Here is a 20,630-nt window from a genome sequence, read left to right on the forward strand (position 1 = left end):
TCGGTGGCCATTGCGCCTGACAGGGGGGCTATGGTTAACCCCGGGCCTACAACATGGTCAACATCGAGATGTATTACACAAGGCAAAAAGTACAAGGATCTAGGTACCTAGGGGCAAAAAAATGTCGTTGAATTTTGCCGCCAAAAACTAGGTCAAAGATGCTTGAGTTTGTCCTGAAGATTTGGTTTCGTGATGCCAAATAGAGGCTTCATTAACCTAGAAAAAATTCAAAATAGGCGAAAATGGCCAGAATATTCAGTTAGACACTTAGACATTATAGCATTTTTTCAGATTTGTGTTTTGTGGAATTTGATGATGGCTTGTCGTTGACAAAAGAAATGTCTACTATGGTCAGAAGGCTTGATTTAGAAGCAAAGCTGGCAATCTTATATTTCGAAGAAAGTCAATTTTTGCCTGAAACTCTACTGTTTATCAGGGAATATTTATCTAAATCGAGTGATCAAAACAGCAGTATTTTGACAATACTGAGATGTTTTGGTGACTCGATTAATGTTTTTTGAGATAATGCTCTGGGGCGATCGCCTCCAAGTTTGCCGATAAAAAAATGCCCTAATCTTGTCAGCAATTCTTGATTATTCCAAATACGAGAAGCAAAAGACTTTAGATTTTCTGATGGTTTAGGGAATGGAGATGGACCAGTAGCGAAGGACCGCACCAGCGTGATCCTTGGGGAAAATCAGCCGGGGCCACAGTGCCTATTATTGTGACAGTTACATTGAAAGTATATTGAAAGCGTGAACAGGACATTTCAACAGCCCACTCTTATCGAAGCCGCCACCCAAACTTTGTTAGATTGGGCCGACCAGATCACCCATAGTGATGAAAGTTATTTTCACAAGGCACAGCGCCTCGCAAGGCGTCTCGGGGCCCACTACCGCACAGACGGCCTCACGGAGGTCGGTTTCTGGACGCCGGAATTGACCGGGGAAGTGATCCAAACTAACCGTGATATTTTTCTGGAAGTATTTACGCCCCTAGAGCCAGTGGATTTTTCGGCGCCGACCCAGGCGATCCGCTGTCGTCGTGACTGCGTTGAACTGAAACAACAAGGAGAATTTTGCTGGGGGGTGATTGCGGGTCTGAGGCCAGGCGATCGCCAACAGTTGGGCTCCCTCTACTGGCTGCGCCATGTTGACCGAATTCAGGATAAACTCTCGACGATTCGGGATGTGCTCGCAGTGTCTTTGCCCTATGGAGTCTTTGGCCCTGCGGAACTCTACGACCTCGACAGCCTACAGCGGCAGCGGCCAGATTTAGGGTATTTTGCTAACCATGCCACGGCCATTGATCCAGACCAAGCCCCCTGGGATCGTCCCTTGCTAGAGGATGTCGATGCAACCCTGCCCCGGATCCCGGCACCGACTAATATTTTGCAGGTGCATCTCAAGACTGCTTCTCCGGAAGGAACCCTAGCGGGTTTAACGAAAATTTATCGGCACCTCTCGGACAAATTAGCCACCGGGGAAACCCTCTCCCCAGCGGAACAGAACTATCTGGGCTACGACGCCCTACAATTGCTCCCCATCGAGCCCACCATTGAATATCGCCTTGAAGAGGACAATCGCCCCCACGAATTTTTTGCGATCGCCCCCAATGAAATCATTGAAATGGGCCACATCGAATCGGGCATAGAGATTGAAATTACCCTCCGGAAGCCAAAAACGCAAAATTGGGGCTATGATGTGCCGATTTTGGGGTCAGCAGCAACAAATCCGACAATTCTCGACAGTTTGCGACCCGATGAACTCGTCGATTTTGTCAGTACCCTCCATAATTTTTCTACGGGGCCGATCCAAGTCATCTATGACCTCGTCTACGGCCACGCTGACAACCAAGCCCTGGAGTTGATCAACCCCCAATACCTCAAGGGGCCAAATATGTATGGCCAGGATCTGAACCACCAGATTCCCCAGGTGCGGGCGATTTTACTGGAGTTGCAACGGCGGCGCATTAACTCCGGGGCCGATGGCATTCGCATCGACGGGGGCCAGGATTTCCGCTTCTTCAATCCCCTCTCCGGGCGGGTAGAGCAGGATGATAATTACCTTTTGGCCATGAGTGATGTGGTGCAGGAAATTGGCCCGCACCAACGGCTTTTGTTTACGATTTTTGAGGATGGTCGCCCCTGGCCCGATGACGGATGGGAACATACATCCACCTACCGGGATTTAGTGGAGCTCCGCCCTGAATCCTACCAGTGGGGGCCATTGATTTTTGCCCACAATACGCCAACCCTCAAGGGGTTCTGGGATTACAAATGGAACCGGATTATTGAGGTGATGTTCCAGGGCGATCGCTGGATTACCGGTTGTGCAAACCATGACACCGTGCGCCGGGGAAATCAGATTGATCCTGGGACCACCGATATTAACTGGCATCTAGGGGACACCCTCAATGAGGTGATTCTCAATGCCTACGATAACCCCGCCACCAGCCTTTGGGTCTATGGGTTTATGCCGGGGCTGCCGATGGATTTTATCAATGCTTTGATGCGATCGCCCTGGGGTTTTTTCCGCAACACCGACGAGCTCTATGGGGTAAAGGTGGCCGCTGAGGAGGTCAATTTCCTCGCCTGGCAGGTGACCCCAGAATTGTTTAATCGGCCCTGGGCCTTCACGGGTTTAAAGAAGTTGGGTTTTACAGATCTAGACTTCCTGCAGGAGTTTATGGCGGCCCTCAATGAAGCCCTGATCGCCACGGACTATGACCTGGAAAAAACAGCGCTCCTCTGTCAACGGTGCCTTGGCGATCGCGAAGGCGTTTGTGAAATTCAACCCCTACAGGCGATCGGTGAAACAGAGCACCAAGCATTTCTGGATCACTTAACGGTGGCGAAATTGAAAACCATCGCCATGGCCTTTATGGAAGATGGCCACGAAGTTTGTCGGGTGTCCCACCACGGCGATCGCGTCGATCCGGCCCAGGCCGCCTTTAATCTCTCGCTCCGGGACTATCGCCGCGCCCACCCCTGGCTCCGGCACAATTTGCAGGAAGGCGATCGCTTTAATCGCCTCAGTAACGATGACCATACGATTTTCTACGGGTTGCGTACTGGCCCCCAGGCGGACGACCCCGAAGAAATAGTGATGATTGCCCACATGGAAGGAGAGCCCACCACCATTACCCCTGGTGACTGGCTCCAGCTAGACCTGGCCCAATGGCGAGTGGCGATCGCCTCTCCCGGTTTAGAAATCGCTGACGGAGAGGCAGGCCTACGCAGCTTTGCCCTCCACCAGGGTCAGGGGGTAATCCTTGAACGGCTGCCGTCTGAATCCTAGGGCTTCGTTTCAGTGGGAATCTGTTGGCGATCACCCGCCTCAAGCTGGCGGCGAATTTCAGCATGGACAGTTGCCGTAATCGGGTAAAAATAAGCCAGGATCAAACCCCCCAACAGCAGCACTGTACCAAAGGGGCCAATCACTAAACGGATCACCCAGAGGGCCGAATCTGGTTGCACGGCAGGCGGGCTACCGGGGACTCGCTCAATGTAACCCGCCAAACTGAGCGCCTGACCGACAATGTAGATCCCAAAGGCGATCCCCAACTTTTGTAGCATCACCATAAACGCATAAAAAATTCCTTCCCGGCGCTGCCCCGTGCGTAGCTCATCGAGTTCGATCACATCCGGTAACATCGACCAGGGGATCAAATAGGCCGTCGATACCCCTAAGCCCGCCATAAAGCCGAGGCAAAACAACAAGCCCACCTGCCCCGGTTGCAGGAAAAAGAGTCCCGCCTGGGCCACAACCCAAAGCCCGATCCCCAGGGCATAAACGGTGCGTTTTCCCCAACGGCGACTGAGGCGACTCCAGATAAATAGCATCCCCAAAGCTGTGCCCTGCACCACCAAGGCGAATTGGGTAAAAACAAAATCCGAAAGCCCCATCCAACTGACCACAAAATATTGCATCACCACCGCCGTCAGTTGCGCCCCCAGCCAGGAGCAAAGATAAATCCCCATGACCAACAAAAAAGGGCGATTGCTAAAAATAATTTGCACCTGTTGCAACAGAGATAGGCGCGGTTGATAGCGCTGTTTGTGCTGCCGCCGATACTGTTCCATCAGTTGCACCCGCTGCCATGTGCCCCGCACAGACCAATACATCGTCCCCAAGGCGATCGCCGCCGTGATCACTGCTAAAACCAGATACCGTTGGGCAATATCTGGAACGAGGCGAAAAATCCCCTGGGCCAAAGCCAAGGCGAGAATACTACTGCCGATCGCAAAGGTAAACCGAAAACCATTCAGCTGGGTGCGCTCGTTGTAATCAAAGGTGAGCTCTGGGGTCAGGGCCACATAGGGCAAAAAAATCACCGTGTAGGCTGTGTTAAAAATCAACGCCAGGGTTGCGTAGTAAAAAAATAGGCCATCCGTCCCCAAATTCGGAATCATCCACATTGCGACAAAACATAGGGCAAAGGGCACCACCCCAAAGATCATCCAAGGGAACCGCCGGCCCCAGCGGGAATCGGTGTGGTCACTGAGCCAGCCGACAATCGGGTCACTGATGGCGTCCATCACCTTACCCACCACCAGGATTAAGGCACTTTTGTCAGCAGGTAGGCCGGCCACATCCGTAAAGAAAAACAGCACAAAAAAAACGAGGATGTTCCCCGTCATCGAAACGCCGACCGTGCCAGCACCATAGGCCATTTGTGTACTTGGGGTCAGGGCGGGCAACTGAAAGGAAGTGGGAGACTGGGGCGCGTCGGACATGGGTATCTGGGGGCAAAGAGTACTATTATCCCCGGTTCAGTCGCCGGCGGGGGAAGATTGCTCGGCGTCATCTTTGTGTCAACTGACCATAAAGCCAGCCATAGTAAAATAGGTTTCAGCAACAAGCATCGGCCTATTGTGGCGGCGATTTTGCCCCTGGGATCAGCTCGCCTTGGCAGCCCCAGATCACCAAAAAATAGTTGTTTTAGCGTTGGCGATCGCCTGACCGATGTTGTGATCATCCGCCCTCGCCCTTGTGGTGTTTAGGTGCAGCGATGCGGGCATAAAGGATTTGATTTTTTGTGTAGAAATTGCGGGAATATTTTTCCCCTGATGAGCAACAGCAATCCTGACCCGACCTGTAAAAATCAGCTTGAAGGAACAATGCTTACCTCAAAATATGTCCTGGCGTTAGATTTGGGTACGACAGGCAACCGCGCTTTATTGTTTAACCGCAACGGCGACCTCATCGCCCAAGCCTACAAAGAGCTCACCCAGTATTATCCCCAGCCCGGTTGGGTCGAACATGACGCCAGTGAAATCTGGAACGATACCCAGGCCGTACTCCGGCAGGTGCTCAATAACAATAATCTCGATGTCCGCGACATTGCGGCGATCGGCCTCACCGTCCAGCGGGAAACCTGTTTACTCTGGGATAAAACGACCGGAAAACCCCTCCACCGGGCGATCGTTTGGCAAGACCGCCGCACCGCCCCCCTCTGTCAAACCTTAAGTGCCGCCGGGAAAGCTGCCGAAATTTATGAAAAGACGGGCCTTGTTTTAGATGCCTATTTTTCGGCAACAAAATTACATTGGTTACTAAACTGGGCCCAGGAAAATAGCACCGTAAAGCCGGAAAATATCCTCGCGGGCACCATCGACACCTGGATCCTCTGGAACCTCACGGGGGGGAAAGTCCATCGCACCGACCACAGCAATGCCAGCCGGACAATGCTGCTCAATCTCCAGACCCAGGACTGGGATCCAGACTTATTGGCTCTGTTCGACATCCCCGCCCAGATAATGCCGGTGGTGCAGTCTAGTCTGGGGGAGTTTGGCACCACAGATCCTGCCCTCTTTGGGGCGGCTATTCCAATTACTGCGATTTTTGGGGATCAACAGGCGGCTCTCTATGCCCATGGTTGCGATCGCCCGGGGTTATTAAAATGCACCTATGGCACGGGGGCTTTTTTGGTGGCGCACACGGGGGATCAAATTAAGCGATCGCAGCACCAACTTTTAAGCACCATTGCTTGCACCCAGCCCAGTAGGGATGGGACAAACCTCCAGGTCGGCTATGCCCTCGAAGGTAGTATGTTTACTGCTGGAGCCTGCATCCAATGGTTGCGGGATGGCTTGCAAATTATTGACACCGCCGCCGAAACTGATGCCCTCGCCCAAACGGTTGAAAACAACGGCGGCGCTTATTTTGTGCCCGCGCTCAGCGGCCTGGGAGCGCCCCACTGGGATATGAGCGCCCGGGGTGCTTTCCTTGGTTTGACCAGGGGCGTCAAAAAAGAACATCTGGTGCGGGCTGTCCTGGAGGCGATCGCCTACCAAGTTAAGGAAGTGGTCGATGCCATTAACCAAGATTCCGGCACACCGATCCAGGAGCTAAAGGTTGATGGAGGGGCCTGCCATAACAATTTCTTGATGCAGTTTCAGGCCGATGTCTTGGGGATCCCCGTCGAACGGCCCGCCATGCTTGATGCCACCGCCCAAGGGGCCGCTTTTGCTGCCGGATTAGCAGTCGGTTTTTGGGACGATTACCAAACCCTTGTGCAAAATCGCAAAATTGACCACGTCTTTAAACCCAGTGCCAATGCTACCCAAGCTCAAGAGTATTTTAAAACCTGGCAAAAAGCCGTCGAACGCGCCAAAAATTGGGTCTAACCCCCTCTGCCTACAGCATCTCCCCCGAGGGAGAAATTCCCTCTGTTTTTACAGCACTCAACCCTTTATTCCCCTCCTCAGGGAGGACTAGGGATGGGTTTAGGGGGATGTAAACCACTCACTTAACGAAGGATTTATGACTGTTTTAGCGCTCCATGACCAACATTATTCCCTGGATCATGCAGCTTTTCTCGAAACCCTGAGCACAACTCAAAATTTACTGATTATTCAAGATCTTGATGGCGTCTGTATGGGCCTTGTTAAAGATCCCCTCACCCGCACAATCGACCCTGATTACATCCGCGCTACCCGTAAATTTAAGGATCACTTTTTTGTTTTGACCAATGGCGAACATGGAGGGAAACGGGGTGTCAATCGTATCGTCGAGCGGGCATTTCGGAACATTGACGCCAAGCATGAAATTAGTTATCTGCCCGGCTTGGCTGCTGGGGGGGTGCAATGGCAGACTGATCAGGGCCAAATTTCCCATCCTGGAGTCAGCCAAGCAGAACTGAATTTTCTCGCGACTGTGCCGGATTTGATCGGTCAATGTCTGCAGCAATTTTTTGCAAAGTACCCCGATCTTTTTCCGACGGACAATCAACCGGAGCTGATCCATGCGTCGGTTTTAGATAATCTCGTTTCGCCGACGGCAAACCTAAACGTTCTCGCGGAATATTTAGGCGATCGCCTGGATATTTACCAAGATCTCCAGCGCACCATCGCAGCTTTGCTGGATGATTTGTTAGAAAAAGCCAGCCAACAGGATTTAGACAACAGTTTTTTTGTGCATTATGCGCCCAATCTAGGCCGCGATCACACCGGGATAGAAATGGTCCGCTTTGCGACTGGTGCTGATTCTGGCACAACTGATTTTCAGTTTATGGTACGCGGTGCTGTGAAAGAAGCAGGGGTATTGGTATTGCTCAATGAATACTACTCTCGTCATGCAAAGTATTATCCCCTTGGTGAAAATTTCAATGCCCGCCAAGCACCCCAAAACCATGAGGATTTATTACAGCTTGTGCAAGACAATTTTGATCCGCAGTTAATGCCTCTCATCGTTGGGGTTGGTGATACGGTGACCAGCCAGACTGAAGGGAATCAGGTGAGACGGGGCGGGAGCGATCGCCTATTTTTGCAACTGGTTCAAGATATCGGCCAATGGGCTAAGAGTGGCAATTTGGTGGTGTATATCGACAGCTCCCAGGGGGAACTGAAAAATCGAATCCCGTTAAAAATTGGCGTTGTTGCGGATCAAGAGAAAGTGATCGAGGGGATCACGGATCCAGTGGATCCATTGAAAATAAACGTCGCTTTTCCGGGCGGTTTTGAGCAATACACCACTCTCTTTCAACGGGCCGCCGCAAACCGAAGTGGAACATAGGAGGTGAATTTGAGCCTTGAACAAGCCCACTACAATAGTAGTAGTAACCCGCTGGTGGGAGATAAGGCAATGGACATGACCCTTCCTTTAGTTGAGTTAAACCTTGAAAACTGCAATTTCAGCGACGAACAATTCTTTCAGCTCTGCCAACAAAATAAAAACTTCCGTTTCGAGCGGAATGCCCAAGGAGATTTAGCGATTATGTCCCCCACCGGCGGCGAAACCAGCAACCGCAATATCGAGCTGTCTTATCAACTGCAAGCTTGGAATCGTCACACAAAACTGGGCATGGCCTTTGATTCTTCTGGGGGTTTCATCCTACCCAATGGCGCAATGCGATCGCCTGATGCTGCTTGGATTCCCCTCGCTCGTTGGGACACCCTGGAACCAGAAGCAAAGACGAGATTTTTACCCCTCTGCCCCGATTTTGTCGTTGAACTGCTTTCACCGACAGATTCCCTGCCCCGCACCCAAGCCAAGTTACAGGAATTTATCGACAATGGGACGCGGCTCGGTTGGCTGATTAACCGTGCTACACACCAGGTTGAAGTATATCGCCCTGATCAACCTGTGGAAACGCTTGAGCTGCCGGAATTTCTAAATGGCGAAACTGTCCTGCCAGATTTTCAACTGGATTTGAGCACTATTTGGTAAGCCCTGGGCTAATCCAATTGCCGCCCGGTAAGCTCGACGAAAATATCTTCGAGATTCGACTCGCGCACCATCATGCTGGTTTTATCGGGCAAGCTATCGAGGTGATTTTGGGCTTCCTGGAGGGTCGGGAAAAATTTGTATTCCCAGCGATCGCCTTTTTGTTTCACCACTAATCCCTTGCCATGTTTCGCCTGGAGGTCTTCAAAAGTACCCTCATCAATCAAGCGACCCGCTTCCATAATGCCAATGCGATCGCACAAGGTGGCGGCCTCTTCCATGTAGTGGGTGGTGAGCAGGATCGTCATGCCGCTCTTGTTGAGGTTGCGGATAATTTCCCAGAGGCGGCGGCGAGTTTGGGGATCCAGACCGACGGTGGGTTCATCGAGAAAGAGAATTTTCGGCTCATGCAACAGGGCCCGGGCGATCTGGACACGGCGTTTCATCCCCCCCGATAGGGTTTTAACGAGGGCATCGCGGCGATCGCTCAGTTCCACATATTCTAAGGCTTGACGGATCAGCCGTTGGCGCTTGGGATTAGGGATATGGTGAAGGCGGCCATGGAATTCTAGATTTTCCCAGACGGTGAGATCCACATCGACGCTCATCTGTTGCAACACCACGCCGATATTGCGCTTGGCATGGGCGCGATTTTGCATGACATCTTCCCCGGCGATGTAAATTTTGCCACTCGTCGGTTCTGTCAGGGTGATCAGCATCCGGATCGTGGTGGACTTCCCAGCACCGTTCGGCCCCAGTAGCCCATACATTTCGCCCGCTTGGATATCAAAAGAAAGCTGATTAACCACCGGCACTTTACCGAAAACCTTTGTGACCTGATCGAGGGAAACCGCCGCCGCTGCCATGGATTTTGTAACTGTTTGTAAAGTTTACTGTTCCCATTATGCCCTGTCTCGCTGTTACTTTTTACCTTGGGAGGAAGTGATTCGAGGATTTTCGCCCGCGATGCAATCAAAATTTTTTCCGCCCTCTGGACATCCTTTGATCTTCGGTCACCGGGGCGTTGTCACGGATCATCAGGAAAATACAATGGCCGGTTTTCAAAAGGCGATCGCCCTAGGCTTAGATGGCGTCGAGCTAGATACCTTTTTGACGAAAGATGGCGAGTTAGTTGTTTTCCATGACCTCTACACCAAGCGTCTCACCGGGGTCACCGGCAAAATCACAGAGATGACCTGGCCCGAAATCCAGCGTTTACACATCCAGCCAAGCCTCAAAGTGGGCCGCCAGCTTTATGAATATGCCCAGCCCGAAAAAATTTCGCGTCTGGAGGATGTGCTGGCGGAATTACGGGGCAAGGTGCTGATCAATATCGAAATGAAAGCGCCCCGTCTCAACCTCCAACAGCGCAAAACGGGGATTGCGGTCGCCCAACTGCTCGAAAAAATGCACCTGCAAGACGAGGTTTTTGTGACATCTTTTAGCCTCTGGTCATTGTTCTGGCTAAAACTGACCCACCGCCCTCTTGAAGCGGGGATTCTCTATTCGCCTTTGGTCGCGAAAAATCCACTACTGCAGCGCTTGGCGGAAACACGCCTCCTAGAAAAAATTCTGGATGCCAGTTTAGTCAGCCTGAATATCAATCTGTTTAAAAAACAAACCATTCAACGGCTCCATCAGCAACAGTTGGCCGTGGGCGCCTGGACGATTTTTTCGCAGAAATATCGCCATGACCGCCCAAAACATGCACAGCGGGAACTCGAACAAATCAATCGCTTGGTCCAAGGGGGGGTCGATTATTTGATTACCGATGACCCTCAGAAATTGCGATCGCATCTCCAAAGTCTCCAGCCCAGCAAGGTGCCATCTCCTGCGGGAGATTAGGCGATCGCCCCCGGAAATTTCCCTCTACAATGGACCCTTTGCTCGTAATTTGTTATTAAAAAATACCCTGGCTGCCATGACTGCTCCTCTGTTTGCCTACGAACCACAACCGGGTTTTGATCACGTCACCGCTTGGTATGAGGGGGTTTGTCCGGCAACGAAACAGTTATGCCGTTTACCGCGCACCAAGCAGGCGGAGGCGATCGCCCAACGGCTCATGGCCGAACTGCAAAGGGATCCAGCCTTTAGTTGGGAAGGAAAAATGTATGGGGTGCTGTTAGGGGAAACGCCCACGGGGGAAACGGTTTTTCTCAAGGCTTTTTCGGGCTTATTGCAAGGAGAAAAAGTCCGCCCCGGTTGGGTTCCCCCCATGGATGGAGGCGATCGCCTAATTTTAGAAGAGCAGGAAATCCTCGCCCAGTTGCGTCAGATTCGCCAAGACATTCACCAGCTCGAAACCCTGCCAGAGCGGGAAACCTATCAAACCTTACAACAACAATGGCAGGCTAAGATCGCGCGCTTTAACCAGGAACGCCGCCAGAAAAAACAAACCAGGCAACAAAAACGAGATTTTTACCAAGCTAATTTTACCGGGGCCGCCCTGACCGAAGCCCTGGCAAATTTACAAGAAGAAAGCCGCCATGAAAGCAACCGTAAACAGGATTTAAAACGGGCCAGAGACCAAGAACTTAAACCACTCGAAGCGATAATCCAAAAGGCCGACCATCAACTGCAAACCCTCCGTCAGCGCCGCAAAACCCTATCTCGCAATCTCCAAAAACAAATGCACCGGGTTTATCGCCTGAAAAATTTCCACGGGGAATCGAAGGCGATCGCCGATCTGTTTCCCACAGGTTTACCCACGGGCACGGGGGATTGCTGCGCCCCCAAGTTGCTGAACTACGCCGCAAAGCACCAGCTTAAACCCATGGCCATGGCGGAATTTTGGTGGGGCCGAGACCAAGGCGATAAACAGGTAGGCAACTTTTATCTCGCCTGCACAGAACGCTGCCAACCGATCCTCGGCTTTTTGCTCTCTGGTCTGGGGGGAAGCTCCTTCCAAAAGATTCTCACCGCCCCAGAAATGCCCCTAGAGATTATCTACGAAGACCACAGTCTGATTGCGATCCATAAACCTGCGGGTCTGCCGTCGATTCCGGGGCGCAGTAGCCACACCTATGACAGTGCTTTTTCGCGCCTGCGCCGGGATTTAAACAATATTTTCCTGGTGCATCGTCTCGACCAAGACACCTCTGGCATCTTGCTCTTTGCAAAAACGGCCGAGGCCCAGCAACATTTACAAACCCAATTTCGCGCCCGCACGGTGCAAAAAGAATATGAAGCCTTGTTAGAACGACCGATTCAGCGCCAGACAGGAAAAATTACCCTGCCCCTCTGGGCCGACCCAGGCGATCGCCCCCGGCAAAAAGTCGATGTGAACCGGGGCAAACCGAGCGAAACTCAATTCACCAGATTAGACAGCCACCGTCTCAGACTCAAGCCCATCACTGGACGCACCCACCAGCTGCGGGTCCACTGCGCCCACCCCGAGGGGTTAAACAATCCAATTTTAGGCGATCGCCTCTACGGAAAATTGACCGCCCATCGCCTCCATCTCCAGGCGATCGCCCTCAGCTTTACACATCCCCAAACAGGCACTTTAATCCAACTCCGTAAAAATACTGAATTTTAAGTTTCTTTACTTAAAATTCAATAACTTGAGGTGAATCAATTAGTCTTTTTGAAATCATTATATTCTTCACAAAAAAGTTCATAGAATAGGAGAAGAAGCATTACAGTAACTTTTTTTGCTTAATGCCCAGTCTCAATTCGCTTACTTTCGCACAATCACCCAGGTCAAAGAGGCAAATCCAAGCATGAGCAATCAAGATTCTTATCTTAAGTACAAAGGCGATATTTTAATCGTTGATGATGTACCAGAAAATCTGCAGCTCCTCTCGGAAATTTTGTCAGAGAATGGCCATGAGGTGCGCCAGGTCATTAATGGCTACCAAGCCCTCAAAGCGATCACTGCCGACCCCCCTGATTTGGTTCTTCTAGACATCAAAATGCCTGTACTCGATGGCTATACTGTTTGCCAAAAACTCAAAGCAAATCCAGTTACAGCAAAAATTCCAATTGTTTTTATTAGTGCTCTCAATGATGTTTTTGATAAAGTCAAAGCATTTACCCTCGGGGGGGTAGACTACATCAACAAACCCTTTGATATGCATGAGGTTTTAGTACGAGTTGAAAATCAGCTAAAAATCCTGAGAAATGCCCAAGAATTAGAAGAAAAAAACAAAGAATTAGAGCGCATCAATAAAGATCTAAAATCTTTTAATTACATGGTCTCCCATGATCTCCGTCGTCCCCTCACTAAGCTGCTCGGATTTTGCGAAATACTACTCGATGAAAACACAAATCTTGACGCTGAAACCTTGGAAATGCTAGACATCATTGCCACTTCTGCTAAGGAAATGAGTAGTATTATTGCTGAGTTGATGCGACTAGCGGAAATCAAAGAAAAAAAACTCAGTCTTGAAACTTTAAATATGAGCACCATTGCTGTAGAAATCATACAGCAGTTGCAGTTTGAAAATCCAGAACGACAGGTTGAGGTCACCATCGAACCTGATTTATTTGTTATTGGTGATCATGCTCTTCTCAGGGTTGCCTTGGAAAACCTACTAGAAAATGCCTGGAAATACAGCAGTAAAGTGGCAATTGCAAAAATTCAATTTCATAAAATTTCAGCTCAAACCTACTGTATTCAAGATAATGGCGCAGGTTTTCAAACAGAAAATCAAGAAGAGTTATTTCTCCCTTTTAAAAGACTCCATAATCAGTCAGACTTTTCTGGTACGGGTATTGGCTTAGCGATTGTCAAGCGAATTATTGAAGTGCATCGTGGTGATATTTGGGCAGAAGGGGAACCCGACCAAGGTACAAAATTTTATTTTACCTTGGGAATTCTATAGGAATATTTAACTTCAAAAAAATAGAGGAAATTTCCCATAAAAAATTTTATTTCTAACTTAAAAATCTCTTTAATTATATTTAAACTCCGCCTAAAAATTCATCTTAAATGGTATTGTCAGCCCAGTTAGGATACTTGCTTATTTTCTATTTACTTTGCTTACAATAGATCAGAGAATTACAAAAACCTTACGAGTCATATGAGTTCTGCTAACACAACAAAAAAATATAGCGATCGCCAAATTACCGCCTGGCTCCGGGGACTGCTCACCATCGCCTGGGCTGATGGCCAATTTGATCCAGAAGAGCAAGAATTAATCACCCGTTTAACCCAGGATGAGTTAGCTCCCCATGGTGATTTAGGCGAGCTCAAAACAATTACAGGGCCCGACCTCGCCGCTGAACTCGGAGAAGATCACCATACCCGAGAAAATTTTCTACGCACAGCAGTGATGATGGCGATCGCCGATGGTGTTTATTCCGTCGTCGAAGCAGATCAAATCAAGGCTTTTGGGAGGGCCCTAGGAATAGATCTGTCGGCGCTCCAGAGCCTCGAAGCCACCCTCTATGACCCAGCGCAAATTACCACCGAAACTCCCCAGCCAGAAGTACAGATTGATGCCCTTAAGCCTATCCGTAATTGGCTCGACGGTATGGACATTGATGATCCCCGCCTTGCCCGCTTCATTTGTAAGATGGTGCCACCCCAATGTCCTTTTGAACGGGATATCAAACTCTTCGGGAAAAAAATTGTCCACATTCCGCCGATGTGCAAGCTGAATCCCCTCTATGAGCAACTTGTGGGTCTGCGCTTTCGTTCTCTGTCCTATCTTGCCGATGATTGTCAAGAAGATATCACGGAATTTATTTGAAAATTTTTCTGATATTGCCCCAATATTTCCCGAACGAATTTTCTACCTCGACTTACCGGTCTTGCCCTACTCAACTCAACATCGGCAGAACAGGGGCACAAAAAAAGAACCCAGACCCTATCGCGACGATTAGGAGTCTAGGCTACATAAATTATCCAAAGTGGAGATGCCTTTTTTCTAAATCCCTAAACCCCATCAACAACTTGCGACAGTTGCGTTAAACGGAGAGGAGCTTTGCACTTCCTTCATAATAAAACGCCTGCTTCTCTAGATGCAACCTAAAAAAACCGTATTTTGGCGTAGATAGTCTAAAAAATGCTTCTCATTTTTTACGACTGAAAAATTTGCTGGAGAATTTTTACCGGAGGCGATCGCCAATGGTCAACGTGAGCAGTGATCAGGTTTTGATCATTTAATTCCAGGAGACTGTAGCCCGTAATCTGAAGACGGGGCTGCCAGGGTAAAGGGCAAGTCATCGAAAGGGTCCAATCGCTGCGAATAGTGCGCTGATCCTGGCGGAGATCATGAAGTTCTAAATGAATATTGCGAAACCACCGTGCCAGAAATGCAATCATTTTTTCATAGCGTTTTCGACCCCGAAAGCGATTGAGGGGATCTTGAAAAAAGACATCAGCGCTATAGAGACTAAAGGTTTGATCTCGGGGAAAACGCTGGTAATCCTGGCGCAACATCTCAAGAATATCCATGGGTCTTTGCGCCTCAATTACTGGGTACTGATTTCAATGCGCGGCTGTTGGGAGGGGTTAGTGGTGGCCTCAGTTTGGGCAGTGAGGCCATAGCCCACTACTAACCAACGGTAATCCCTGGGGAGTGCTTCGGTGAGATAGCGCTGGACGGATTGGGCCTGCTGTCGCGCAAGACTGGTCGCGGCTTCGGGGGTTTCAGCTGTTTGGTAACCAGCAATCGCAATGGTTTGACGGTCCTGCTGTTGGAGGTCGCTGGCGATCGCCCCAAGAATCTCCGGGGCATCAGCGGCCAGTTCTCCCTCAGGGGTAAAGAGGGTGTTACTGGGGAGGGTGATTTTTAATGGTTCCGCAAGGGCCGCCTCTGGCGTAGTGACAGCACTTGGGTCAAAACTGCTGGGGTCAGTGGCTAAGAGGGTTGTTAAATTACTGAGGCGATCGCCCAAATTAGCCCGTTGGCGATCGAGGTCTAATTCTGCCTCAAGCCGTTGGGTGCGTGCTTCGAGGACATCCAATTGGGCGCGGATTCCAGTAATTTCTTGTTCAATGGCGGCCCGCTCTTCATTCGAAAGATTCACAATGGTTTCATTGAGTGTCGGTTTCGGGCCGGGGGCCGTATTGGTTGTCCATAACCGTAGAAATAATGGCGGCTTTGGATTCACCCGTGGCATCAGCTGACCTGTCACCAGGCCTAAGGCGATCGCCCCGACCCCAGAGCCGACCAAGATCAGACTCCGACTGGAGATGGCGATGATCCATTTTGTTACAGAAACGCGGGACGTCGTTGACGCTACAGGGGGGTGGGGTGAAGATGAACTCACAGCACTCATTGCAATCAGCACAATATTTACCGTTAATTCTAATGTGCCATAGACATTAGCGTTAGGGTTTATTCAAAGCGTCCTGCCCAATCAATTTCATATTTCTGGCCAGCTTCTTCTCCACCGAGATCATGTCTATATCTGCCTCCTCTTCCCAGCTGATTACAGATCCACTCCACAGTCCTTTCCCGATCCCCTGGCAATGGATCTTAGAGACCCAGGCAGCGGTGGCTGCAGGCCAGCATAATGGCGCAGAGGTCTATCGCAGTCCCCTTTTGACGAATGGCCGTCAACAATATGCTGCCTACAGTCGTATCCACTTAGAATTACGGCCTTGTCTCCAACAAAGTCGTATCAATAGCATCGTATTTGTCGAAAACTTACAGACAGGGGTCCTCAGCACCGTTGTCACCCAATCACCCCTAGCGCCCCACCCCTTCCAAGAAGCCCCGCACACTGATACACCAGGCACTATTTCACTCTTGATGCCTATTTCTTGGTCTGCGGATGGCCAGCGGCTCCTGGCGAGGCAATTTGAAGGTTATTTTGGCAGTGGTGTAATGTCTGATTTTGCCGTGGTTTGGGATGCCAAGAGTCAACAGAGTCACACTCTCCAGCCACACATCGAAGGGGAATATAGCCATGCGATTTTATTGGGTTGGAGTGAGCGCTATGCCAAGGATGTATTGTTTCAAACAGGCATCATGGGCCAGGATGACTGGCCTATCTGGCGGGTCAGTCTCGATGGTGATACCAATTTAGCAACGGAAGACCACGGAGTGGTGTACGGAGATCCTCTCACCTATGCTTGGTCAGGGAGTGAAGGGAATCTTAACATTTAGTTTCAACTTCCCTAAAAATCCAGGCGATCGCCCCCCGACCCTTTTAAACTGACTAAAAACAGTATCAAGATTTTTATCAAAACCTGCTATGACACAGTTTTGGTCAGCGATCGCTCCCCAGGCTTACTTTTGGTTTAAGGCATTTCACATTATCGGTGTGGTGGTGTGGTTTGCCGGGTTGTTCTATCTGGTGCGTCTTTTTGTTTACCATGCCGAGGCCGAACAGGAACCCGAACCCGCCCGGAGCATCCTGAAAAAGCAATACGAATTAATGGAAAAACGCCTCTATAACATCATTACCCAACCGGGAATGTTTGTGACCGTCGCCATGGCGATCGCCATTGTTAGCACCGAGCCCGCGATCTTAAAATCCTGGTGGCTCCATGCCAAGCTTGCACTCGTGGCCCTGCTATTGGTCTACCACTTTTTCTGTGGGCGGATCATGGGTCAACTAGCAGCTGGCACTTGCACCTGGAGTGGTCAACAATTCCGCGCCCTCAACGAAGCCCCAACCCTGCTTTTAGTAACCATTGTGATGCTAGCAGTCTTTAAAAATAATTTGCCCCTCAACTGGACTGGTGGGTTGATTCTTGCCCTGATTGTTTTCATGGCCGCAGCAATCCAGCTTTATGCGAAAAAACGGCGCCAAGACCAAGAAAAACTCCGGGAAGCCCAAAGTCAAGTGGCGACTTCCAATCCATAGCTTGCTTTTTTTTAGGGATCTTCACATCGACCAAAAAAGCCCTCAGCTTTAATAATCTGCTGGGGGCTTTTTTGTGGCCAAGCTATCGCTCTAGGACAAAGCTTTAGACCCAAACTTTTGATCCCCTCTGCAATGCTTTGGGAAAATCAGCATCGCTCATTATTGTTGATCTACCCTGCCTGACACACGCCCGTGAGGGTTTCTACGAAGGTGGGGTAAGAAATAGAAGCGGCTTCAGCTCGATAAATCTGGGTGGCGCCTTGGGCATTGAGGGCGGCGATCGCCAAACTCATCGCAATGCGGTGGTCAGTGTAGCTATCGGTTTCGGCGCCTTGCAGCGTTACACCCCCAGCAATTTCTAAACCGTCAGGATGTTCAATTACTTTTGCGCCCATTTTTGTAAGCTCTGTGGCCATTACCGCCAGGCGATCGCTCTCTTTGACCCGTAATTCTTCCGCATCTTTAATGAGAGTTGTCCCAGTGGCGAAACAAGCAGCCACAGCCAGGATGGGAATTTCGTCAATCAAGCGAGGAATAATCGCGCCGCCGATGGTGCAGCCCTTAAGCTGGGAATATTTCACCCGCAGATCGGCCACTGGTTCCCCGGCCACTTCCCGCACATTTTCTAAGGCAATATCGGCCCCCATCAGCTCCAGCGCTTCGAGAATGCCGGTGCGAGTCGGATTAATGCCTACATTTTCAATGGTTAGGTCAGAGTCTGGAGTAATCGCCGCCGCCACCAACCAAAAGGCCGCTGAACTGATGTCTCCAGGAACAATTACTTTTTGGCCGATCAAAGTGGGGCGAGGTTCGAGGGTAACACTGTTGCTTTCAGGGTCAATGGTGAGGTGAGCGCCGAAAGCGCGGAGCATCCGTTCGCTGTGGTCCCGGGAAAGGGCCGGTTCTGTGACAGTGGTAGGACTATCGGCCAAAAGGCCCGCTAAGAGCACGCAGGATTTGACCTGGGCTGACGCAATGGGAGAGTGGTAGTGAATGCCCTTGAGTTGCTGCCCTTGAATGGCGAGGGGCGCAAGGGTATTGCCTTTTTTACCCCAGATTTGGGCGCCCATTTCCTTAAGGGGATTGACCACCCGGGACATGGGCCGCGATCGCAAGGAATGATCTCCGGTGACGGCGAAAAATTTCCCCGGCGAAGAGGCCAACAGCCCAAGCATTAAACGCATGGTTGTGCCGGAGTTGCCCGCATCTAAAACATTGTCCGGTTCCTGGAGATTCCCCAGACCGATCCCCTCAACTCGCACCTCGGTTTCATTGAGTTCAGAAATTTTTGCCCCCATCGCCGAAAAACAGGCCGCCGTACTCCGGGGATCTTCTCCTAAAAGCAAACCTTCAATAATGGTTTCCCCCTGGGCGATCGCCCCCAACATCAACGCCCGGTGGGAAATGGATTTGTCCCCCGGAATCCGAATTCTTCCCTGCAAACTCACCCCTGAAACGGGTGGGGTAATCGTGAGCTGCTGGTGGGAAGAAACGGTTTCGAGGTGAATCATCGTGCTGGAGGTGACAAATGGGCGATGTCATCTTAGCGGATTTCGAAATCCCTTGCCTATGGCCTAGGCAAAAATCAATTTTTTGCTAAGTACAAAGGCTTATCCAGATACCAAAAGTTACAATTTGATGACACTAAAAGTCCTTGAAACCCACTAAAATCGTTAAAAGTCAAAATATCCTGACAACCGGGATCACCGGCTGCCAAATTCTCTGTTACAACAAGAAGCAGCAGGCGATCGCCCAAAAAAACAATGCCGATGTAAGCGCCTACCCTGTCCCAATTCAGCTATTGCGCAACGGAGGAGCCCAACCCATGACCACCACAGTAGGCAATGAATTCGCAGATAACCTAGAAGATATGACCCTGAGGCAATTACGCAAACTCGCGAGTAAGCTCGGCATTAGCCGCTACAGTCGGATGCGAAAAGATCAACTGCTCGCTGAGGTCAAAAAGCGTTCCCAAAGCAATGAGCCCAAGCCCCCCGTGGCATCCGAAATCACTGAATCTATCACCCCAACCCCAGTTAATAGCCAAGAGGAGGAAACCCTAGTGGAAGCAGCAAAATTTGAAGTTGGCCAAGATGATCCTATCGAACTCGATCTTGCGAGTGTGGATGAAGATCTCGGTGACCTCCCCGGTGGCTATGGCCAAAGCCGGATTGTGCTGCTGCCCCGGGATCCTCAATGGGCCTATGCCTACTGGGATATTCCCAATGACCACAAGCAATATCTACGTAACCAAGGGGGCCAGCAAATTGCTCTACGCCTCTATGATGTAACTGATATCAACCTCGATTACCAAAATCCCCACAATGTCCAGGAATATCTCTGTGATGAATTGTCCCGGGAATGGTATTTCCCCGTTCCTGTAAGCGATCGCGATTATGTCGTCGAAATTGGCTATCGTTGCGCCGACGGCCGCTGGTTGAGCCTTGCTCGCTCCACTGCGATCCGAGTACCACCTGTTTACCCCAGTGACTGGATCGAAGATATTTTCGTCACCGTCCATTGGGACGAAGAACTCAAAGGTAAAACCGTTTATAAGCTTGTGCCCCCAGCGAAAAAACAAGCAGAAGCCGCCGCTGCCGCCGCCCAAGCAGCCAACAGCCCCATTTACGACGAAATTTTTGGAGATCTCCAGTCCCTTGAAGCCCAACGTATTGCGGGCTCTTTGTTCGGTTCCATGCAGCATGTCGCTGGTTCTGTGCCGCCCCAAGAATCGATTAGTTCCTATGTCTTTCCTTCGGGTGCTGGTCTATGGGCCGCGCCAAATGTTTCTGGCTTGAATATGTCAGGACTCAACATGTCCGGTGCTGGATTTGCCTCAATGCCCCCAGCACGTCCTCGGAAGTTCTGGTTGGTGGCTGATGCCGAACTGATTGTATATGGAGCGACGGAACCCGATGCCACGGTAACAATTGGGGGTCAACCGATTAAGCTCAATCCCGATGGCACTTTCCGCTTCCAAATGTCCTTCCAGGATGGCAACATCGACTATCCGATTGTGGCGGTGGCTGCCGATGGAGAACAAACGCGCTCGATTCACATGACCTTTGACCGGGCCACTCCCTCCCGCAATACTAATACCAAAGAAAATGCGATGGATGAATGGTTTGTTTAGGATTTAGGTATGAGATAAATGGGTGACCCCCACAATTCCCTTCCCTGCGGAGGGAATTTTTT

General features: G+C 50.3%; 16 protein-coding genes. 11 read left to right on the forward strand and 5 right to left on the reverse strand.

Annotated elements, in window-relative coordinates; translation table 11 throughout:
- Positions 1-755: 755 nt before the first annotated feature.
- A complete protein-coding gene (gghA, locus tag ACZ45B_RS11935; protein WP_024545227.1) occupies positions 756-3,299 on the forward strand; it encodes a glucosylglycerol hydrolase in 2,544 nt (847 codons plus the stop codon).
- Here the strand turns inward: gghA and ACZ45B_RS11940 are convergent.
- Entirely contained in the window at positions 3,296-4,738 is a 1,443-nt protein-coding gene (locus tag ACZ45B_RS11940) for an MFS transporter (protein WP_024545228.1), read from the reverse strand. The genes gghA and ACZ45B_RS11940 overlap by 4 nt on opposite strands.
- A 333-nt stretch (positions 4,739-5,071) precedes the next feature.
- Between ACZ45B_RS11940 and glpK the strand changes: the two genes are divergently transcribed.
- The 3 genes from glpK to ACZ45B_RS11955 all read left to right on the forward strand — a co-directional run bounded on the left by glpK (position 5,072) and on the right by ACZ45B_RS11955 (position 8,672).
- Positions 5,072-6,631: a glycerol kinase GlpK gene (gene glpK, locus ACZ45B_RS11945; RefSeq protein WP_315862118.1), complete on the forward strand. Its 1,560-nt coding sequence runs from the start codon at positions 5,072-5,074 to the stop codon at positions 6,629-6,631.
- Between the two features lie 136 nt (positions 6,632-6,767).
- Positions 6,768-8,018 carry a glucosylglycerol 3-phosphatase gene (gene stpA / locus ACZ45B_RS11950; RefSeq protein WP_024545230.1) on the forward strand — a complete coding sequence of 417 codons (1,251 nt, stop codon included), beginning with the start codon at positions 6,768-6,770 and terminating at the stop codon, positions 8,016-8,018.
- A 69-nt stretch (positions 8,019-8,087) separates the two neighbouring features.
- Entirely contained in the window at positions 8,088-8,672 is a 585-nt protein-coding gene (locus ACZ45B_RS11955; RefSeq protein ID WP_201766573.1) for a Uma2 family endonuclease, read from the forward strand.
- 8 nt (positions 8,673-8,680) lie between these two features.
- On the opposite strand, the gene ccmA is transcribed toward ACZ45B_RS11955, so the two are convergent.
- The gene (gene ccmA / locus ACZ45B_RS11960) at positions 8,681-9,535 is read right to left on the reverse strand and encodes a heme ABC exporter ATP-binding protein CcmA (RefSeq protein WP_024545232.1); all 855 of its coding nucleotides are present in this window, start codon (positions 9,533-9,535) and stop codon (positions 8,681-8,683) included.
- A 100-nt stretch (positions 9,536-9,635) separates the two neighbouring features.
- On the opposite strand from ccmA, the gene ACZ45B_RS11965 reads away from it, so the two are divergent.
- The 4 genes from ACZ45B_RS11965 (at position 9,636) to ACZ45B_RS11980 (ending at position 14,365) form a co-directional block, all read left to right on the forward strand.
- Positions 9,636-10,514, forward strand: coding sequence for a glycerophosphodiester phosphodiesterase (locus tag ACZ45B_RS11965; RefSeq protein ID WP_158505976.1), 879 nt, complete (start codon positions 9,636-9,638; stop codon positions 10,512-10,514).
- Positions 10,441-12,207, forward strand: coding sequence for an RluA family pseudouridine synthase (locus tag ACZ45B_RS11970; RefSeq protein ID WP_236612412.1), 1,767 nt, complete (start codon positions 10,441-10,443; stop codon positions 12,205-12,207). Before ACZ45B_RS11965 ends, ACZ45B_RS11970 begins: the two co-directional genes overlap by 74 nt.
- Positions 12,208-12,391: 184 nt before the next feature.
- Positions 12,392-13,495, forward strand: a complete 1,104-nt coding sequence (locus ACZ45B_RS11975; RefSeq protein WP_464674876.1) for a response regulator — start codon at positions 12,392-12,394, stop codon at positions 13,493-13,495.
- A 198-nt stretch (positions 13,496-13,693) separates the two neighbouring features.
- Entirely contained in the window at positions 13,694-14,365 is a 672-nt protein-coding gene (locus ACZ45B_RS11980; protein WP_024545235.1) for a Mo-dependent nitrogenase C-terminal domain-containing protein, read from the forward strand.
- A 329-nt stretch (positions 14,366-14,694) separates the two neighbouring features.
- On the opposite strand, the gene ACZ45B_RS11985 is transcribed toward ACZ45B_RS11980, so the two are convergent.
- Together ACZ45B_RS11985 and ACZ45B_RS11990 are read right to left on the reverse strand one after the other, a co-directional pair.
- The gene (locus ACZ45B_RS11985) at positions 14,695-15,072 is read right to left on the reverse strand and encodes a DUF2358 domain-containing protein (protein WP_024545236.1); all 378 of its coding nucleotides are present in this window, start codon (positions 15,070-15,072) and stop codon (positions 14,695-14,697) included.
- 17 nt (positions 15,073-15,089) lie between these two features.
- The gene (locus tag ACZ45B_RS11990; protein WP_024545237.1) at positions 15,090-15,899 is read right to left on the reverse strand and encodes an OmpA family protein; all 810 of its coding nucleotides are present in this window, start codon (positions 15,897-15,899) and stop codon (positions 15,090-15,092) included.
- 122 nt (positions 15,900-16,021) lie between these two features.
- Here ACZ45B_RS11990 and ACZ45B_RS11995 point away from each other — a divergent pair, with 122 nt between their 5' ends.
- Both ACZ45B_RS11995 and hemJ read left to right on the forward strand, forming a co-directional pair.
- On the forward strand, positions 16,022-16,732 hold the full coding sequence (locus ACZ45B_RS11995) for a hypothetical protein (protein ID WP_024545238.1): 711 nt from the start codon (positions 16,022-16,024) through the stop codon (positions 16,730-16,732).
- 88 nt (positions 16,733-16,820) lie between these two features.
- Positions 16,821-17,435 carry a protoporphyrinogen oxidase HemJ gene (gene hemJ / locus ACZ45B_RS12000; protein WP_024545239.1) on the forward strand — a complete coding sequence of 205 codons (615 nt, stop codon included), beginning with the start codon at positions 16,821-16,823 and terminating at the stop codon, positions 17,433-17,435.
- 170 nt (positions 17,436-17,605) lie between these two features.
- Here hemJ and aroA read toward each other — a convergent pair whose 3' ends face one another.
- Positions 17,606-18,946, reverse strand: coding sequence for a 3-phosphoshikimate 1-carboxyvinyltransferase (aroA, locus tag ACZ45B_RS12005; RefSeq protein WP_024545240.1), 1,341 nt, complete (start codon positions 18,944-18,946; stop codon positions 17,606-17,608).
- A 314-nt stretch (positions 18,947-19,260) separates the two neighbouring features.
- On the opposite strand from aroA, the gene ACZ45B_RS12010 reads away from it, so the two are divergent.
- Complete coding sequence (locus tag ACZ45B_RS12010) at positions 19,261-20,568, forward strand: DUF4912 domain-containing protein (protein WP_024545241.1); 1,308 nt, start codon at positions 19,261-19,263, stop codon at positions 20,566-20,568.
- Positions 20,569-20,630: the final 62 nt, after the last annotated feature.

The organism is Picosynechococcus sp. NKBG15041c, from assembly GCF_055380235.1.

What these genes read in the sequence shown, in the direction of transcription:
- ACZ45B_RS11940 (WP_024545228.1), bottom strand. Translation starts at nt 4,738, where the DNA reads ATGTCCGACGCGCCCCAGTCTCCCACTTCCTTTCAGTTGCCCGCCCTG.
- glpK (WP_315862118.1), top strand. Translation starts at nt 5,072, where the DNA reads ATGAGCAACAGCAATCCTGACCCGACCTGTAAAAATCAGCTTGAAGGA.
- stpA (WP_024545230.1), top strand. Translation starts at nt 6,768, where the DNA reads ATGACTGTTTTAGCGCTCCATGACCAACATTATTCCCTGGATCATGCA.
- ACZ45B_RS11955 (WP_201766573.1), top strand. Translation starts at nt 8,088, where the DNA reads ATGGACATGACCCTTCCTTTAGTTGAGTTAAACCTTGAAAACTGCAAT.
- ccmA (WP_024545232.1), bottom strand. Translation starts at nt 9,535, where the DNA reads ATGGCAGCGGCGGCGGTTTCCCTCGATCAGGTCACAAAGGTTTTCGGT.
- ACZ45B_RS11965 (WP_158505976.1), top strand. Translation starts at nt 9,636, where the DNA reads ATGCAATCAAAATTTTTTCCGCCCTCTGGACATCCTTTGATCTTCGGT.
- ACZ45B_RS11970 (WP_236612412.1), top strand. Translation starts at nt 10,441, where the DNA reads ATGACCCTCAGAAATTGCGATCGCATCTCCAAAGTCTCCAGCCCAGCA.
- ACZ45B_RS11975 (WP_464674876.1), top strand. Translation starts at nt 12,392, where the DNA reads ATGAGCAATCAAGATTCTTATCTTAAGTACAAAGGCGATATTTTAATC.
- ACZ45B_RS11980 (WP_024545235.1), top strand. Translation starts at nt 13,694, where the DNA reads ATGAGTTCTGCTAACACAACAAAAAAATATAGCGATCGCCAAATTACC.
- ACZ45B_RS11985 (WP_024545236.1), bottom strand. Translation starts at nt 15,072, where the DNA reads ATGGATATTCTTGAGATGTTGCGCCAGGATTACCAGCGTTTTCCCCGA.
- ACZ45B_RS11990 (WP_024545237.1), bottom strand. Translation starts at nt 15,899, where the DNA reads ATGAGTGCTGTGAGTTCATCTTCACCCCACCCCCCTGTAGCGTCAACG.
- ACZ45B_RS11995 (WP_024545238.1), top strand. Translation starts at nt 16,022, where the DNA reads ATGTCTATATCTGCCTCCTCTTCCCAGCTGATTACAGATCCACTCCAC.
- hemJ (WP_024545239.1), top strand. Translation starts at nt 16,821, where the DNA reads ATGACACAGTTTTGGTCAGCGATCGCTCCCCAGGCTTACTTTTGGTTT.
- aroA (WP_024545240.1), bottom strand. Translation starts at nt 18,946, where the DNA reads ATGATTCACCTCGAAACCGTTTCTTCCCACCAGCAGCTCACGATTACC.
- ACZ45B_RS12010 (WP_024545241.1), top strand. Translation starts at nt 19,261, where the DNA reads ATGACCACCACAGTAGGCAATGAATTCGCAGATAACCTAGAAGATATG.